The 17221-nt window shown below is 40.3% G+C and carries 14 protein-coding genes; 8 read left to right on the top strand and 6 right to left on the bottom strand.

Going from position 1 to position 17221, the window contains the following annotated elements; genetic code table 11:
- Positions 1–58: 58 nt before the first annotated feature.
- Together HT693_RS08930 and rsmG are read right to left on the bottom strand one after the other, a co-directional pair.
- A complete protein-coding gene (locus HT693_RS08930; RefSeq protein ID WP_050208611.1) occupies positions 59–1342 on the bottom strand; it encodes a solute carrier family 23 protein in 1284 nt (427 codons plus the stop codon).
- A 302-nt stretch (positions 1343–1644) separates the two neighbouring features.
- Complete coding sequence (gene rsmG / locus HT693_RS08935) at positions 1645–2358, bottom strand: 16S rRNA (guanine(527)-N(7))-methyltransferase RsmG (RefSeq protein ID WP_023936541.1); 714 nt, start codon at positions 2356–2358, stop codon at positions 1645–1647.
- Positions 2359–2451: 93 nt separating this feature from the next.
- On the opposite strand from rsmG, the gene HT693_RS08940 reads away from it, so the two are divergent.
- Together HT693_RS08940 and htpX are read left to right on the top strand one after the other, a co-directional pair.
- Positions 2452–3012 (top strand): LemA family protein, encoded by a 561-nt coding sequence (locus HT693_RS08940; RefSeq protein ID WP_023936539.1) that lies wholly within the window; start codon positions 2452–2454, stop codon positions 3010–3012.
- A gap of 1 nt (position 3013) precedes the next feature.
- Complete coding sequence (gene htpX, locus HT693_RS08945) at positions 3014–3913, top strand: zinc metalloprotease HtpX (RefSeq protein ID WP_023934415.1); 900 nt, start codon at positions 3014–3016, stop codon at positions 3911–3913.
- A gap of 147 nt (positions 3914–4060) precedes the next feature.
- Here htpX and HT693_RS08950 read toward each other — a convergent pair whose 3' ends face one another.
- Complete coding sequence (locus HT693_RS08950) at positions 4061–5620, bottom strand: ATP-binding cassette domain-containing protein (protein ID WP_138704786.1); 1560 nt, start codon at positions 5618–5620, stop codon at positions 4061–4063.
- Positions 5621–6060: 440 nt separating this feature from the next.
- On the opposite strand from HT693_RS08950, the gene HT693_RS08955 reads away from it, so the two are divergent.
- From HT693_RS08955 to carB, 6 genes are all read left to right on the top strand, one after another.
- Complete coding sequence (locus HT693_RS08955; protein ID WP_023936535.1) at positions 6061–6603, top strand: DUF177 domain-containing protein; 543 nt, start codon at positions 6061–6063, stop codon at positions 6601–6603.
- Entirely contained in the window at positions 6603–7232 is a 630-nt protein-coding gene (gene nth / locus HT693_RS08960) for an endonuclease III (protein WP_000244443.1), read from the top strand. Before HT693_RS08955 ends, nth begins: the two co-directional genes overlap by 1 nt.
- A gap of 210 nt (positions 7233–7442) precedes the next feature.
- Positions 7443–7964, top strand: a complete 522-nt coding sequence (pyrR, locus tag HT693_RS08965) for a bifunctional pyr operon transcriptional regulator/uracil phosphoribosyltransferase PyrR (RefSeq protein ID WP_000850023.1) — start codon at positions 7443–7445, stop codon at positions 7962–7964.
- Positions 7965–7982: 18 nt separating this feature from the next.
- On the top strand, positions 7983–8906 hold the full coding sequence (locus HT693_RS08970) for an aspartate carbamoyltransferase catalytic subunit (protein WP_023936533.1): 924 nt from the start codon (positions 7983–7985) through the stop codon (positions 8904–8906).
- A gap of 49 nt (positions 8907–8955) precedes the next feature.
- The gene (locus HT693_RS08975; protein ID WP_000166853.1) at positions 8956–10035 is read left to right on the top strand and encodes a carbamoyl phosphate synthase small subunit; all 1080 of its coding nucleotides are present in this window, start codon (positions 8956–8958) and stop codon (positions 10033–10035) included.
- 448 nt (positions 10036–10483) lie between these two features.
- Positions 10484–13660, top strand: coding sequence for a carbamoyl-phosphate synthase large subunit (gene carB / locus HT693_RS08980; RefSeq protein ID WP_138704785.1), 3177 nt, complete (start codon positions 10484–10486; stop codon positions 13658–13660).
- Positions 13661–13931: 271 nt separating this feature from the next.
- Here the strand turns inward: carB and HT693_RS08985 are convergent, their stop codons facing one another.
- The 3 genes from HT693_RS08985 to tacF are packed head-to-tail and all read right to left on the bottom strand — an operon-like array spanning position 13932 to position 17043.
- Positions 13932–14741 carry a phosphorylcholine transferase LicD gene (locus HT693_RS08985; protein ID WP_001199655.1) on the bottom strand — a complete coding sequence of 270 codons (810 nt, stop codon included), beginning with the start codon at positions 14739–14741 and terminating at the stop codon, positions 13932–13934.
- Between the two features lies 1 nt (position 14742).
- Positions 14743–15546 carry a phosphorylcholine transferase LicD gene (locus HT693_RS08990; protein WP_172925119.1) on the bottom strand — a complete coding sequence of 268 codons (804 nt, stop codon included), beginning with the start codon at positions 15544–15546 and terminating at the stop codon, positions 14743–14745.
- Between the two features lie 9 nt (positions 15547–15555).
- On the bottom strand, positions 15556–17043 hold the full coding sequence (gene tacF, locus HT693_RS08995) for a type IV teichoic acid flippase TacF (RefSeq protein ID WP_138704783.1): 1488 nt from the start codon (positions 17041–17043) through the stop codon (positions 15556–15558).
- Positions 17044–17221 lie beyond the last annotated feature (178 nt).

The raw sequence follows: 17221 nt of genomic DNA on the forward strand, positions 1-17221 counted from the left end.
TTACATATATCTACGGCAAGTCGACGTTGACGTGGTTTGAAGAGATTTTCGAAGAGTATTAGTCTTTATTTTCGTATGGCAAGATCAAGTTCAAGATGATTCCTGTCATGGCTGAAAGAGCAGTACCTGAAAGTGTAACTGGACCAAGTTTAAGGACAGCTCCTCCAAGTCCAAGAACCAACATAGCACTTGCGATGATGAGGTTTCGCATTTGAGCGAAATCAACACGTTCTTTAATCAAGACTTTCAAACCATTGCTGGCGATAACCCCATAGAGAAGGATTGACATACCACCAAGTACAGCGTTTGGAATAGTTGAAATCAAGGCAGTGAATTTACCAAGGAAGCTGAGGGCAATCGCGATGAAGGCAGCGTTACGGATAACTGAGACAGAAGCGATACGAGTCATACCGATAACCCCTGTATTTTCTCCGTAAGTTGTATTGGCTGGTCCACCAAGGAAGGCAGAAACAGAAGTTGCGATACCGTCACCAAGAAGAGTACGGTGGAGACCTGGTTCTTTTAAGAATTGACGGTCACAGATTTGACCCAAAACAGTATGGTCTCCGATATGTTCAGAAATTGTTACGATAGCGATTGGCAAGATAGCGATGGCTTCTGGACCAAAGTAAAGATTGTATTCTTTAAAGGCACCACCTGTGTTAAATGGCAAGTAGAAACCAGGAATTTCAAACCAGTTAGCTTTAAGAACTGGTGTAAAGTCAACCAAGCCAAGAGTTAGTGCGAAGAGGTAACCACCGATAATGGCAAAGAGAAATGGAATGATTCGTAGGAATCCTTTTCCCTTTGTATTGATAAAGGCAGCAATCAAGAAAGTAACAACTGCTACAAGAGCATTTTTCCAATTCCCATCAGCTACAAGACCAGCGTTGGTAACAGCTGAACCTGCAAGTCCAAGACCGATAACGATGATCATAGGTCCGATGATGATTGGTGGCAAGAGTTTATCAATCCATTTTGTTCCTACAAATCGGATGCTGGTAGCAACAAGGACATAGACCAAACCAGTCAAGATAACCCCTGTTTGAGCAGCAGATACATCCCCACCCATTTCTTTCATAGCCAGTGACATAGCTGTGATAAAAGCAAATGAAGAACCTAGATAAACTGGAACTTTAAAACCAGTTGAAATCATGTAGATGAGTGTTCCAACACCTGAAGCAAAAAGGGCAACAGATACAGGCATTCCCAAAATCAAGGGTACCAAGATGGTCGCACCAAACATGGCGAAAACGTGTTGGAAGCTAAGGAGAATTCCTTTTCCAGCCGAAGGACGTTGGTCAACGTCTAGTAACAAATCAACAGTTGATTCTTGTTTCATATAAACCTCACTTTTGGGCATCAAAAAAGAGCCCATTATTTTACAGCAATAGGCCCTCAGAGTAAGACTTCTCTAAAATCTAAACTTTAAAGAGTTTCAAGTATTTCTGTGTCTTCGTCACCTCACGGGATGACATTAAAAACCTTTGCTTAGGATAGTATAGCAGAAAAAAATGATTTTGTAAATCATTTTTTCCCGAGCCTAAAAATAAGAGAGCGAGGTTGATTTTGTAAATCATTTTTTCCCGAGCCTAAAAATAAAAGAGCGAGGTTGATTTTGTAAATATTTTTTTACTAAAAAGATTAAAGTGGGCGTTTATTTGGCATACCAGCCTTACGTGGATATTTATTTGGCGTTTCTTTTTTCTTTTCTACAACTGTCATATAACGCGGATCTCCATTTGGTAGGGCGTAGCTGAGATTGTCTTCGACTTTACTGAAGAGGAGGTTGAGGGCATTCTTAGCTTCTAATAATTCCTCAGGGGCATTGCTGGCCTTGAGTGCCAATAGTTTTCCGCCAACTTTAAGGTAAGGAATTGTCAATTCAGATAAAACCTGCATGCGGGCAACCGCACGAGCTGTTACAAAATCATATTGAGCACGGAAGTTCTTGTCTTGGGCAAAATCTTCGGCACGTCCGTGGTAGAAATGAACTCCGTTCAAATCCAATTCTTGAGCCAAAAGTTGCAGGAAGTTGATACGTTTATTGAGCGAATCAATGATGGTCACATCTAACTGAGGATAGAGGATTTTCATCGGCAGACTAGGAAATCCTGCCCCAGCTCCAATATCAAGCAATTTGATAGTTTCATTGGGAATCAAGCCTTGAAGAATGGGTGCAATCGAATCGTAAAAATGTTTGAGATAAACTTCTTCCTTGTCCGTAATAGCTGTTAAATTAATCTTTTCATTCCACTCAACCAAGAGTTCAAAATAACGATCAAATTGTTTTTTTTGCTGGTCCGAAAGTGGAAGATTTTGCTCGGCAAGCAAGTTGTAAAATGTTTCTGGTTTCATAGTTATTTCCTTCTTTAGTATCATCTTATTTTACCACAATCATTAAAAATTTGATATACTGGTACTAATCTAAAAGCAGAAAGGACTTATATCATGACTTGGATTATTCTTGGAGTTTTAGCTCTTATTGTTATTTTTGTGATTGTTAGCTATAACGGTTTGGTTAAAAATCGTATGCAAACAAAGGAGGCTTGGAGCCAGATTGATGTTCAGTTGAAACGTCGAAATGACCTCTTGCCAAACTTGATTGAAACTGTAAAAGGTTATGCTAAATATGAAGGTTCTACCCTTGAAAAGGTAGCAGAACTACGTAACCAAGTGGCAGCAGCGACTTCACCAGCAGAAGCTATGAAAGCTAGTGATGCCCTCACTCGTCAGGTTTCAGGTATTTTTGCAGTTGCAGAAAGCTATCCAGATTTGAAAGCTAGTGCCAACTTTGTTAAATTGCAAGAGGAGTTGACAAACACAGAAAATAAAATTTCTTACTCTCGTCAACTTTATAACAGTGTTGTCAGCAACTACAATGTAAAATTAGAAACTTTCCCAAGCAATATTATCGCTGGAATGTTTGGATTTAAAGAAGCAGATTTCCTTCAAACACCAGAAGAGGAAAAGGTAGTTCCTAAAGTTGATTTTAGCGGTTTAGGTGACTAAGATGTTGTTTGATCAAATTGCAAGCAATAAACGAAAAACGTGGATTTTGTTGCTGGTATTTTTCCTACTCTTAGCTCTTGTTGGTTATGCGGTTGGTTACCTCTTTATGCGGTCTGGGATTGGTGGTTTGGTTATCGCACTGATTATCGGATTTATCTATGCCTTGTCCATGATTTTTCAATCAACAGAGATTGTCATGTCCATGAACGGGGCGCGTGAGATTGATGAACAAACGGCACCAGATTTCTACCACGTAGTGGAAGATATGGCTATGGTCGCTCAGATTCCTATGCCCCGTGTTTTCATCATTGATGATCCAGCCTTAAATGCCTTTGCGACAGGTTCTAACCCTCAAAATGCGGCGGTTGCTGCGACTTCAGGTCTACTAGCTATCATGAATCGTGAAGAACTAGAAGCTGTTATGGGACATGAAGTCAGTCATATTCGTAATTATGATATCCGTATTTCGACTATTGCAGTTGCCCTTGCTAGTGCTATCACCATGCTTTCTGGTATGGCAGGTCGTATGATGTGGTGGGGTGGAGCAGGTCGCAGACGAAGTGATGATGACCGAGATGGAAATGGTCTTGAAATCATTATGCTAGTGGTTTCCCTACTAGCTATTGTACTGGCACCTCTCGCTGCAACCTTGGTTCAGCTCGCTATTTCTCGTCAGAGGGAATTTCTGGCAGATGCATCTAGTGTCGAGCTGACTCGCAATCCCCAGGGAATGATTAATGCCCTAGATAAGTTGGACAATAGCAAACCTATGAGTCGCCACGTCGATGATGCTAGCAGTGCACTTTATATCAATGATCCTAAGAAAGGGGGAGGGTTCAAAAAACTCTTTTATACCCACCCACCTATCTCAGAACGGATTGAACGTTTAAAACATATGTAAAATGAAGGCTGGAAAAAGTCTTTAAAATCTGAAAAACGCATAATATCAGGTGTGAAAACTTGATATTATGCGTTTTATTATGGGAAGATTTACTTCTTTTTCTCCTAAAATTGTGTTTTTGCCCCACATATTTGCGATGTTGAAAATTTATAAATCTTGAAAATTAACTACCTCCAAACCGTGTTCTGTTAAGCGATAGATGATTGAACAGATCTCTTTTAAGAAACAACGGTCATGCGAAACAGTGATGAGACCACCAGGATAAGTGGCAAAGAGTTTTCTAATTTCGGGTTGAGAAGTTGGAGAAAAGTTTCGTGTGGGTTCATCTAGCAGGAGAAAGTTTGGTTTGCGCAAGACTAAATCCAAAAGCAGGAGTTTTCCTTGTTGTCCGCCAGATAAGAAGCGAATTTGATGCTGCATTTCTGGATAACTGAAATTGAGACTGGCTAAGTGAGATTGGATTTTTTGTAGTTCCTCTTTTTCCCCAGTTTTACTTAGATAGGCTATTGGTGATAAATCCAATTGCAGTTTTTGCTGGTAATCTTGTGGCATATAACCAAGCGAAATCTCTCTTTTAGCATTAAAAAGTTGCTGTAACTTGGCTAATAGGGTCGATTTTCCAATACCATTTGGCCCTATAATACCGATTTTTTCTTGGCCACGGACAGTTAATTGTAGTTCTTGCACCAAAATTCGCTCGCCAATGGATAAATTTTCTTTTTCCAGTTGGATTAAGACTTTAGAAGTAGGTAATGGCTGTATATCTGAGAAGAAAAGTCTGATTTCTTCCTCTTCAAGTGGCTTTTGGGTCATGGCCTGAGCTGCTCTTTCGTAGCGTTTTTCTTGTGAGAGGACAGTTTTCATCTTTTTAGCCAATAGGCGACCGGCAGTACTGTCTTTGGTAGCTCGAAGAGCAGTTTCTACATTTTGTTTAACTCGTTGATGTTTTTCCATGGTTTTATCGTAGGCTCTTTGGTCGTTGGCTGCTTGCTGGGTTTGTCTGGCAAAATTAGCCTTTCTCTGCTCACTATAACTATCATAGTCTAAATGCTCTACTAGTGTTTCTGCTTCTTTACGGTGCTTGACCAGTCGCAAGTGAACAATAGTGTCTGCCGTTTCAGAAAGAAAGTCCTCATCATGGGAAATGAAAATAACGGTTTGCCGAATCTTGCGCATTTGACCTTTTAGCCAATCAACCGTCTCAAGATCCAAGTCATTTGAAGGTTCATCTAAAAATAGAATCTCAAAGGGTTTGGCTAACTCATGGATAAGCTGAATTTTCAAAGCTTCGCCCCCTGATAGACTGCCAATCTCTTGGTCACTTGCGAAACGATTGCTATCAAAATGCAATTCCTCAGCTAAACGATAGAGGACACTGTAATCTAAATCAATAGTATCTAAAAAGAAGTAGTCGTGTAGAGTTCTATTTTTCAGGTCCTCAGGAAGTTTTTGAGGAATGTAGGCTATTGATTGATAATCAGATTGAATGTCTCCCCCGATAGTGAAATCAGGCAAAGTTTCCCCCATTAAAATTTTAAGTAAGGTGGATTTGCCATTTCCTTCTTCACCAATAATAGCTACCTTTTCCCTGTCTTGGATGGTCATGCTTAGATCAGAGACAAGGTCTCGTAAATCTTTGTTTTGTGTGATGGTCAGATGATTGATTTTTATCATATGATTTCCCTTTCTAGAATGTTCATAGTGCATAACAAAAAGCTCTACTTTACCTAGTAGAGCCCAAAGTCTATGTCAAAAAAACTCTATTAACATGCCAGAAAAAGAGCATAAAAGAGCACACAAAAAGAGACAAAAACAAGATCTACTAAATAAAGGTTCTTTATTTGATAGACTTAGTTGTTCATGTCTCCCTTACCTCCGAGTATTAGTATCTTTATACTATACCTTTAAGGAAATTTTGTCAACAGAAAACTGGAAATTCCAAGCTCTAAAATACGAGTGATAAGCATTAGTACCGAGTTCTTTGTCTTCCATAGGGGCATCCTCCTTGCTCTGATGTAGTATAGCACTAAAAAACAAAATATCATAGTGGACATATTAAAAACTTGAATGTTAATTACAAAGTTTGGTGGGTTGATTTGTAGGCTTTTCATGGTATAATCAAGAGAGTAAATCTTTATGGAGGAAGTATGAAATTAAATATTCAAGAGATACGCAAGCAGTCTGAAGGCTTGCATTTTGAACAAACGTTAGACCTAGTCGCAGACCTGCGTGCACGTAATCAAGAAATTTTAGATGTAAAAAATATCCTTGCAGTTGGGAAAGTACAGTACGAAAACCGTATGTATTTCTTAGATTATCAACTATCTTATACCATTGTTCTTGCTTCAAGTCGTAGTATGGAGCCAGTTGAGTTAGTTGAATCTTATCCAGTAACGGAAGTTTTCATGGAAGGTGCAACTAACCAACTAGATCAGGAAGTTTTAGACGATGACTTGGTCCTGCCTATCGAAAATGGAGAACTTGACCTTGCTGAGAGCGTGTCAGACAATATCCTACTAAACATTCCTATCAAGGTCTTGACGGCTGAAGAAGAAGCTGGCCAAGGATTTGTTTCAGGAAATGACTGGCAAATCATGACAGAAGAAGAATACCAAGCTCAACAAGCAGTTAAGAAAGAAGAAAACAGTCCTTTTGCTGGTTTACAAGGACTATTTGATGGAGACGAATAATGGTTTTGTCAAAAAAACGAGCACGAAAGGTGCTAGAAGAAATCATTGCTCTTTTTCCAGATGCCAAGCCCAGTCTTGATTTCACTAATCATTTTGAACTCTTGGTTGCGGTCATGTTGTCAGCCCAGACGACGGATGCAGCGGTAAATAAGGCTACGCCAGGCCTCTTTGCTGCCTTTCCAACGCCACAAGCCATGTCTGTTGCAACAGAGAGTGAGATTGCTTCACACATTTCTCGACTGGGACTGTATCGAAATAAGGCTAAATTCCTTAAAAAATGTGCCCAACAGTTACTAGACGATTTTGATGGTCAAGTCCCTCAAACACGTGAGGAATTGGAGAGTTTGGCAGGTGTTGGTCGCAAGACAGCCAATGTTGTTATGAGTGTAGGATTTGGGATTCCAGCCTTTGCAGTGGATACTCATGTGGAGCGTATTTGCAAACACCACGATATCGTCAAAAAATCAGCGACACCACTTGAGGTGGAAAAGCGGGTCATGGATATCTTGCCGCCTGAGCAGTGGTTAGCAGCTCATCAGGCCATGATTTATTTTGGAAGAGCCATTTGTCATCCTAAAAATCCAGAGTGTGACCAGTACCCACAGTTATATGATTTTAGCAATTTGTAAGATGGAAAATCGAAAGTTTTTGCTTGATTTTAAGCTTACTTTGTGCTATAGTAATTGATAACTAAATATTCCTTTAAACTTGTCCCGTGAGGCAGGCAAGGAGCGCGATAAAGTAGAAGGGTGAAGTCTATACTGTGTGCAGTAGGGCTTGCTTAGCTATACATTTCAAGTCTCCTTGTTTAAGGAGACTTTTCTTTTTGGAGGTTTGTCATGAAGACAAAAGAAGTTGTAGACGAATTGACCGTCAAACGAGCGATTACGCGTATTACTTATGAGATTATTGAACGCAACAAAGATTTGAATAAAATCGTCTTGGCTGGTATTAAAACTCGCGGTGTCTTTATCGCCCATCGTATCCAAGAACGTTTGGAGCAACTAGAAAACCTTTCAGTTCCGGTTGTGGAATTGGATACTAAACCCTTCCGTGATGATGTTAAAAGTGGAGAAGATACTTCTTTGGTTTCTGTCGATGTGACAGACCGCGAAGTTATCTTGGTGGACGATGTGCTTTATACAGGTCGTACCATCCGTGCTGCTATTGATAATATTGTAGGTCATGGTCGTCCTGCGCGCGTAAGTTTAGCAGTTCTAGTCGATCGTGGACATAGAGAATTGCCAATCCGTCCAGATTACGTTGGGAAGAATATCCCAACCAGTCGTTCTGAAGAAATCATCGTAGAGATGGCAGAACTTGATGGTCAAGACAGAGTTCTGATTACTGAAGAAGCTTAGAAAGCTAAAGGAGTGGCCATGTCAGAAAATCAACAAGCATTGAACCATGTGGTGTCCATGGAAGACCTCACTGTCGATCAAGTGATGAAATTGATCAAACGAGGGATTGAGTTTAAAAACGGAGCTCAGCTTCCTTATGAAAACCACCCGATTGTTTCCAATCTTTTCTTTGAGGATTCTACACGGACGCATAAGTCCTTTGAAGTGGCAGAGATTAAACTGGGGCTGGAACGACTTGACTTTGATGTGAAGACTAGTTCAGTCAATAAGGGTGAGACACTTTATGATACCATTTTGACTCTGTCTGCTTTAGGAGTGGATGTCTGTGTGATTCGCCACCCTGAGGTTGACTACTACAGAGAGTTAATTGCTAGTCCCACGATTACGACTTCCATCATCAATGGTGGAGATGGTTCGGGACAACATCCTAGCCAGAGCTTGCTTGATTTGATGACTATTTATGAGGAATTTGGCCACTTTGAGGGTCTCAAGGTTGCGATTGCAGGTGACTTGGACCATTCACGCGTTGCCAAATCCAATATGCAGATTTTGAAACGCTTGGGAGCTGAACTTTATTTTGCTGGACCTGAGGAATGGAGAAGTCAAGAGTTTGCAGACTATGGACAGTTTGTAACCATTGATGAAATCATTGATCAGGTGGATGTCATGATGTTTCTCCGTGTGCAACATGAACGCCATGATAGCGGAGCAGTCTTTTCAAAAGAAGACTACCATGCCCAACATGGCTTGACTCAAGAACGTTATGACCGTTTGAAAGAAACAGCAATCCTCATGCACCCAGCTCCAGTCAACCGTGATGTAGAAATCGCAGACCACTTGGTTGAAGCACCAAAATCGCGGATTGTCCAACAAATGACCAATGGTGTCTTTGTTCGAATGGCAATCTTAGAATCCGTACTGGCGAGTAGAAACGCCAACTAAAACACAAGACGTTAAAAGACGCCAGTGAGCGTCCACGAGAGGTGAAAATATGACAAAAAGACTTCTAGTATTAGAAGATGGTACAGTTTTTGAAGGCAAGGCCTTCGGAGCAGATATTGATGTAACTGGTGAAATTGTCTTTAATACAGGCATGACCGGCTACCAAGAATCCATTACAGACCAGTCTTATAATGGACAAATCTTGACCTTTACTTATCCTTTGGTGGGAAATTATGGAATTAACCGTGATGATTACGAATCCATTATTCCAACTTGTAAGGGAGTTGTTGTTTTCGAAGAAGCACGTAGAGCTAGTAACTGGCGCAACCAAATGACCTTGGATGAATTTTTGAAAGCCAAGAAAATTCCGGGTATTTCAGGGATTGATACACGTGCTCTTACCAAGATTATCCGTAAGCATGGTACCATGCGTGCAACCTTGACCCATGTTGGGGACAGTATGGACCATGTGACGGACCAGCTCCAAGCAACAGTCTTGCCGACAGACAATATCAAGCAGGTTTCTACTAAAACTTCGTATCCAGCTCCAGGAGTTGGTTTGAGCGTAGTGCTAGTGGACTTTGGTCTCAAGCACTCAATCTTACGTGAACTCTCTAAGCGCAACTGTAACGTGACAGTCGTTCCTTATTCAACAACGGCTGAAGAAATTCTCCATCTCAACCCTGACGGAGTTATGTTGTCAAATGGACCGGGAAATCCAGAAGATGTTCCCCAAGCACTGGATATGATTCGTGGTGTACAAGGAAAAATTCCAATTTTTGGTATTTGTATGGGGCACCAACTCTTTGCAATGGCAAACGGGGCTAAGACTTACAAGATGAAATTTGGACACCGTGGATTCAACCATGCGGTACGCGAAATTGCTACAGGACGTGTGGATTTTACAAGTCAAAACCATGGTTATGCAGTTAGCCGTGAGGATTTGCCAGAGCATTTGATTATCACCCATGAAGAAATCAATGACAAGTCAGTTGAAGGTGTGCGTCACAGATACCAACCTGCTTTCTCTGTTCAATACCATCCAGATGCAGCCCCTGGTCCACACGACGCTAGCTACCTATTTGACGAGTTTATCGAGATGATGGAAGCTTTTAAACAATCAAACTAAGAATGAGTAAAAGCTCGTCGGAGAATTTATGTAACTGAACACGGACGGAAAGCTCGGAATTTAGAGAAACCAACTTGGATTGTCAATCCTTCCTTGGTTTCCTAAAATTCAATCGCTTTCTATTCGTCCTTTGTATCTTATTTAATGGAAATCTGAGAGTTGCCGAATAGAAAGGCAGGTCGTTTCTTTTAGTCGCTATCAGGCGAACTAAAAACTCCCTGCACTAGATTTTTTACCGAAAAATATCGTTTCGCTAAAAAATCGTCGGAGAATTTATTTAATGTCGCTCAGTGAGGCGACGAATAGAAAGGAGAAGGGTGGTCCGTATTTGCTGAACTGAATACGGGCTACGGACGGTGCTAAAAAGATAGTTATTCCTAGAACTGACAGTTCTTCGTCATAACTCCTATTTTAGCTTTGTCCGCTTGACGCCCTTAATATCTTATATATGCCTAAACGTACTGATATTCAAAAAATTATGGTGATTGGTTCTGGTCCGATTATTATTGGTCAGGCTGCTGAGTTTGACTACGCTGGGACCCAGGCTTGCTTGTCTTTGAAAGAGGAAGGTTATGAGGTGGTTTTGGTTAATTCAAACCCTGCAACCATCATGACGGACAAGGAGATTGCGGACAAGGTTTATATTGAACCGATTACACTTGAGTTTGTGACACGTATTCTTCGTAAGGAGCGTCCAGATGCCTTGCTACCAACACTCGGTGGTCAAACAGGGCTTAATATGGCCATGGAATTGTCTAAAAATGGTATCCTAGATGAGCTTGGTGTTGAACTTCTGGGTACTAAACTATCTGCCATTGATCAAGCGGAGGACCGTGACCTCTTTAAACAATTGATGGAAGAGCTCAACCAACCAATTCCAGAATCTGAAATTGTCAACACAGTCGAAGAAGCTGTTGCCTTTGCAGCGACAATTGGTTACCCAGTTATCGTTCGTCCAGCCTTTACCCTTGGTGGTACTGGTGGTGGTATGTGTGCCAACGAGGAAGAATTGCGTGAAATCGCTGAAAATGGTTTGAAATTATCACCTGTGACCCAATGTTTGATTGAGCGTTCGATTGCAGGTTTCAAGGAAATCGAATACGAAGTGATGCGTGACTCAGCTGACAATGCTTTGGTTGTTTGTAACATGGAAAACTTTGACCCAGTCGGAATTCACACAGGAGATTCCATTGTATTTGCTCCTGCGCAAACCATGGCAGACTATGAAAACCAAATGCTACGTGACGCGAGCTTGAGCATCATTCGTGCCCTTAAGATTGAAGGGGGATGTAACGTTCAGCTGGCCCTTGATCCACACAGTTTCAAGTATTATGTCATCGAAGTAAACCCTCGTGTGTCGCGTTCTTCAGCCCTAGCATCTAAGGCGACAGGGTATCCGATTGCAAAATTGGCTGCTAAGATTGCAGTAGGTTTGACCTTGGATGAGGTCATCAACCCAGTTACAGGTTCAACCTATGCCATGTTTGAACCAGCCCTTGACTACGTGGTTGCCAAGATTCCTCGTTTCCCATTTGACAAGTTTGAAAAGGGTGAACGCCGTCTCGGTACACAAATGAAGGCGACTGGAGAAGTCATGGCAATCGGTCGTAATATCGAGGAATCTCTTCTCAAGGCCTGCCGCTCCCTTGAAATTAGGGTGCACCACAATGAAATACCTGAACTTGCAGCAGTTTCTGATGATGCCTTGATTGAAAAGGTTGTCAAAGCCCAAGATGACCGTCTCTTCTACGTATCAGAAGCAATTCGTCGTGGCTACACACCTGAAGAAATTGCAGAGCTTACAAAAATCGATATTTTTTATCTGGATAAACTCCTACATATCTTTGAAATTGAGCAGGAATTGGGTGCTCATCCACAAGATCTAGAAGTCTTGAAAACAGCTAAACTTAATGGCTTCTCAGACCGTAAGATTGCGGAACTTTGGAAAACAACTGCTGATCAACTTCGTCAACTTCGCTTGGAAAACAAGATTGTTCCAGTTTATAAGATGGTCGATACCTGTGCTGCGGAGTTTGATTCTGAAACACCATATTTCTATTCAACCTATGGATGGGAAAATGAGTCTATCAGATCTGATAAAGAATCTGTACTTGTCCTAGGTTCAGGTCCAATCCGTATCGGTCAAGGGGTCGAATTTGACTATGCAACGGTTCACTCAGTTAAGGCTATCCAGGCAGCTGGTTATGAAGCTATCATCATGAACTCAAATCCAGAGACTGTTTCAACAGACTTCTCGGTATCAGACAAGCTTTACTTTGAGCCATTGACATTCGAAGATGTTATGAATGTCATCGACTTGGAGCAACCAAAAGGGGTTATCGTTCAGTTCGGTGGTCAAACAGCTATCAACCTTGCGGAGCCATTGGCAAAAGCAGGTGTGACCATCCTTGGTACACAGGTCGCTGACCTAGACCGTGCTGAAGACCGTGACCTCTTTGAGCAAGCTCTAAAAGACCTGGACATTCCACAGCCACCAGGACAAACGGCTACCAATGAAGAAGAAGCAGTTCTTGCAGCACGTAAGATTGGTTTCCCAGTCCTTGTTCGCCCATCTTATGTACTTGGTGGACGCGCCATGGAAATCGTAGAAAATGAAGAAGATCTTCGTTCTTACATGCGTACAGCGGTTAAGGCTAGTCCAGACCACCCAGTTCTTGTCGATTCTTATATCGTTGGTCAGGAGTGCGAAGTTGATGCCATCTCAGATGGTGAAAATGTCCTTATCCCAGGTATCATGGAGCATATCGAACGTGCTGGTGTCCACTCAGGTGACTCAATGGCTGTTTACCCTCCGCAAACCTTGTCTCAAAAGGTGCAGGAAACCATCGCAGACTACACCAAACGCCTAGCAATCGGCCTCAACTGTCTTGGAATGATGAACATTCAGTTTGTTATCAAGGATGAAAAAGTCTACGTTATTGAGGTCAATCCACGTGCCAGCCGTACCGTTCCATTCCTTTCTAAGGTAACTAATATTCCTATGGCTCAAGTAGCGACCAAGCTCATTCTTGGTCAAAAACTTGAAGAACTTGGCTACCAAGATGGACTTTACCCTGAAAGCACTCGCGTTCATATCAAGGCACCTGTCTTCTCCTTTACCAAACTAGCTAAGGTAGACAGCTTACTTGGTCCTGAAATGAAGTCAACAGGGGAAGTTATGGGTTCTGATACTACTTTGGAAAAAGCTCTCTATAAAGCTTTTGAAGCTTCTTACCTCCACTTGCCAACCTTTGGAAATGTTGTATTTACCATCGCTGATGATGCCAAAGAAGAAGCCTTGGACTTGGCTCGTCGTTTTCAAAATATTGGCTATGGAATCCTCGCGACAGAAGGGACAGCAGCCTTCTTTGCCAGTCATGGATTACATGCTCAGCCTGTTGGTAAGATTGGTGATGACGATAAGGATATTCCAAACTTTGTTCGTAAAGGAAGAATTCAAGCTATCATTAACACAGTTGGAACAAAACGAACTGCTGACGAAGATGGTGAGCAAATCCGCCGTTCAGCCATTGAACACGGGGTGCCCCTCTTCACAGCGCTAGATACAGCTAATGCCATGCTTAAGGTACTTGAAAGTCGTAGCTTTGTTACAGAAGCGATTTAAATAGAAAAATAAGATATAGCAGACTGAATTTAGAACAGTACACAGGAATACTAAAATATTTCTAGAAATTAATTTGAATTTTCTAATTGATTTGTTCGTATCTTATTTCAATCTACTATAGAAAAAAGTCTTTAAAATTATAAAACGCATAATATCAGGTGTTGAAAACCTTGATATTATGCGTTTTATTGTAGGAATATTTACTTCATTTTCTACTAAAATTATGTTTTTGAATAACCTCTATCTTAGTAGTTTGTATGGTCGCCCTCAATCAGTTTTTACGATAAGCTTTAATGCTATGACTATACCATTCTTGCATTTCTTTTGATGGTGGTGTCATATAATCCCCATACATCTGGGTTAAAAATTGGTCATATTTTTTTGGCACAGGCAACATACGACCTTCAAACTCAGTCAAAATCAGTTCTTTAAAGGTATCAACTGGGAAGATTTCTTTCATCCCTTCCTTACCGATCCCAATTCCTCCTTCATATTGAGGAGAGTTGGTTGTAGCATTTTTGACTAGCTGATCAATTTTCTTGTAAAAGTAACGGGGATTGACCACTCGGAGGGCATACCAGCTACATAATCTAAGAAAATCTTTTAATTTGCTATCACCGTGAACTGCTCGTGATTTTTTGATATAAGCTAGTTGACGAAGGGCCACATACTTATAGCTCTTGTCGACAATGCTCAAGTCTGTAAATCGATCAATTGGGAAGACATCGATGAAAAGGCTGGTATCATGACGCTTGTACTTAACGTGGTCTTCTATAACAGTAGAAGTGTCCAAAATCGATGCGAAATTATGGAAGTACCAAGAAGATGTATCGTAGGAAAGAACCTTGTAGCGAGGGTGATTTTCTTCCTCAATAATCTTCAGTAAACGCTCATAATCCTCACGATAAAGGGAAATATCAATATCATCATCCCAAGGAATCATACCTTTGTGGCGGATGGCTCCAAGCATGGTTCCATAACTAAGAAAATAAGGAATATCATGTTTCTTACAAGTCTCATCAATATAGTCTAGCAGGGCTAGTTGAATTTCTTTAATTTCTTTTTTTTCTAAATACTGCATCCTAATCCTCCAATTTGTAAGCGTGAAATTCATGACTGTAGAAGCGTTTTTCTGCTGGTGGTAGGGTCATATAATCTCCATAAAATTGTGTCAAAATAGTATCAAATTTTTCAGGTGCTGGAAGGCTTAAATTTTCAAAGGGTAAATCAATTATTTTATCGAAGGTACCACTTGGGAAGACTTCCTTTTCCTTAAATTTAGAAGGGATAAAAGCCATATACTGACCATTTTCACGACTATATTTTTGAATTTCTTTCTCGATTTTATTTGCGAAATAACGAGGAGAAACAGGTCGAAGGAGCAACCAAAAGGCTGTTCGTATCCAATCTTTTAAAAGGCTATCCTTATAGACAATATTTTTATGTTTACTGAAAGACAGAAGTTTGAAGCTTTCCAGTTTATAACAAGTATCAATGACCTTAGGATCATCAAAGCGATCCATAGGGAAAATATCGATAAAAACACCAGACTCATAGGTTTTTGTATTTCGAGTATCAATAATTTTAGTTGTACTGTCGGTTATTTTGATAAAGTTGTTAAAGTAGTTCTTATCAGTTTCTAAGGATAGGAGCTTATACTTGCTTTTTTCCTTTTGAAAAATGTTAATAAATCGTTGGTAGTCTTCTCTAGGCATGGATAAATCAATATCGTCGTCCCAAGGAATAAAGCCTTGATGTCGAACCGCCCCAATCAGAGTACCGTAGTTAATAATATAGTTGATATTGTGCTTTTTACAGAGAGTATCAATATAATCCAAAATTTCTAATTCAATTTGTTTGGCATCTTCAATGGTTAGTTGTTTCATTTTAAACTCCTATGATCTTTTGAATTTATTTTTTAAGGCTAGGACATGGTTTAAAAATTCATAGAAAATGCTATCTTTTGTGAAGACAAGTAGACTAATATAAGAGATAGCTGATAGCAAGACAATCAAACCAGTATTAATCAAAAATGGCAAATTAATGACCATATCCACAGGATACATGAAATTAATCAGGAAATAAATTGCTACAAAGGAAAGTGAAAAGAGAGAGTATCGAACAGTATAGCTAAAGATATGTCCCAAGTGGATGAGTTGTTTTCTATGGATGAAAATGATATAGAAAACAAGTAGAGAAGTCTCTGATAACATAGTTGTCAGTAAGTAGTATTTAGGAGCCACGATATGGTTGAAAAAGAGGAGACTATTCAAGCCCAAATTGAGTAGCCCAGCAAAGACTGTATAGACTGTGATACGTTTTTCATAGCCATTGGTAAAGAGAATTTGGGAACCAAGAATGGTATCTAAGGCCAGGATAATCGTACGAAAAGCGAAGAGAGAGGTCAAGATGCCGCCTCCGATATATTTTTCACTACCGTAAAGTAGGATGGCATTTGGTCCTAAAACCATGAGTCCAAAACTCAGTGGAATGATAAAGAAGTTAAAGATTCGACTACCTCTATTAACCAGAGAAACATAGGCTTCTTTGTCTCCTTTCCCCAGATAGTAACTGAGACGAGGCACACTCACTCCAATTGCACCTGTTACAACCCCAGCTATAACGGTCACAATTCGCTGAGCTATGGTATAATAACTAACGTTGACATCAATCCCTGTTTTAACGAGGAAGAGGCGATCTAAAAAAGTGAAGAGCATATTGGCATTGGCAAAGACTAACATGGCTGTCAGAGGGAGAAAGAGTGGTTTAAAATCACTTAGGTGAATCTTAACAAGTTTGATGTCTCTTTTAATCCAAAAATAACTAATCAGGTAGTTAATCAGCGTCGATAAACTCATCACAAGTGTATAGACAACAATATCGTGTTCATTTTTAACAAATAAGAAAATAGAGACCAGCATCAGGATACGGATGAAGGCAGTTTTGTAAAAGAGAAAACTGTAATTTTCCAGAGCTTCATTGACCCATTCGATTGAAAAAATCTGGGCAATGAGTTGAATCCCCATAACAAGGTAGACCTTTTTGACGATTGGATTATCAGTAAAGAAGAGAGGATAGGCTAGGATATAGACAGCAGTGGTCAAAATCGTACAAGCGATGCACAAATAAAAAAGACTGGAGAAGGTTCTATTCAGATCTTTTTTGTTATCCTTGACATTACTGATGGCTCGTAAACCGTAGTTATAGACCCCATAAGTCGCAAAGGGTAAGAAAAATGACAAAATAGTGTCGACTGAGTTGAAGTAACCATAGTCAGTTCGGTCCAAGACACGCGCGACGTAGGTTCCAGTTAAGATGGGAAAAATAATATTCAAGACACGAATTCCCATGTAAGATAGAGCATTTAATTTTATACTTTTCATTCAATTTACCTCGTTTTTCATTATATCATAAAGTCAGCTAATAAGAAATGAAGGGCAGTAATACTCTTCGAAAATCAAATTCAAACCACGTCAGCGTCGCCTTACCGTACTCAAGTACAGCTTACGGCTAGCTTCCTAGTTTGCTTTTTGATTATGGATTCAAGCCAGTTTTTCTCGT

This window comes from Streptococcus sp. 2154, from assembly GCF_013277255.1.
Taxonomy (GTDB): domain Bacteria; phylum Bacillota; class Bacilli; order Lactobacillales; family Streptococcaceae; genus Streptococcus; species Streptococcus pseudopneumoniae.

What these genes read in the sequence shown, in the direction of transcription:
- nth (WP_000244443.1), top strand. Translation starts at nt 6,603, where the DNA reads ATGGTTTTGTCAAAAAAACGAGCACGAAAGGTGCTAGAAGAAATCATT.
- HT693_RS08930 (WP_050208611.1), bottom strand. Translation starts at nt 1,342, where the DNA reads ATGAAACAAGAATCAACTGTTGATTTGTTACTAGACGTTGACCAACGT.
- HT693_RS08975 (WP_000166853.1), top strand. Translation starts at nt 8,956, where the DNA reads ATGACAAAAAGACTTCTAGTATTAGAAGATGGTACAGTTTTTGAAGGC.
- HT693_RS08990 (WP_172925119.1), bottom strand. Translation starts at nt 15,546, where the DNA reads ATGAAACAACTAACCATTGAAGATGCCAAACAAATTGAATTAGAAATT.
- carB (WP_138704785.1), top strand. Translation starts at nt 10,484, where the DNA reads ATGCCTAAACGTACTGATATTCAAAAAATTATGGTGATTGGTTCTGGT.
- HT693_RS08985 (WP_001199655.1), bottom strand. Translation starts at nt 14,741, where the DNA reads ATGCAGTATTTAGAAAAAAAAGAAATTAAAGAAATTCAACTAGCCCTG.
- htpX (WP_023934415.1), top strand. Translation starts at nt 3,014, where the DNA reads ATGTTGTTTGATCAAATTGCAAGCAATAAACGAAAAACGTGGATTTTG.
- HT693_RS08955 (WP_023936535.1), top strand. Translation starts at nt 6,061, where the DNA reads ATGAAATTAAATATTCAAGAGATACGCAAGCAGTCTGAAGGCTTGCAT.
- HT693_RS08970 (WP_023936533.1), top strand. Translation starts at nt 7,983, where the DNA reads ATGTCAGAAAATCAACAAGCATTGAACCATGTGGTGTCCATGGAAGAC.
- HT693_RS08940 (WP_023936539.1), top strand. Translation starts at nt 2,452, where the DNA reads ATGACTTGGATTATTCTTGGAGTTTTAGCTCTTATTGTTATTTTTGTG.
- rsmG (WP_023936541.1), bottom strand. Translation starts at nt 2,358, where the DNA reads ATGAAACCAGAAACATTTTACAACTTGCTTGCCGAGCAAAATCTTCCA.
- tacF (WP_138704783.1), bottom strand. Translation starts at nt 17,043, where the DNA reads ATGAAAAGTATAAAATTAAATGCTCTATCTTACATGGGAATTCGTGTC.
- HT693_RS08950 (WP_138704786.1), bottom strand. Translation starts at nt 5,620, where the DNA reads ATGCACTATGAACATTCTAGAAAGGGAAATCATATGATAAAAATCAAT.
- pyrR (WP_000850023.1), top strand. Translation starts at nt 7,443, where the DNA reads ATGAAGACAAAAGAAGTTGTAGACGAATTGACCGTCAAACGAGCGATT.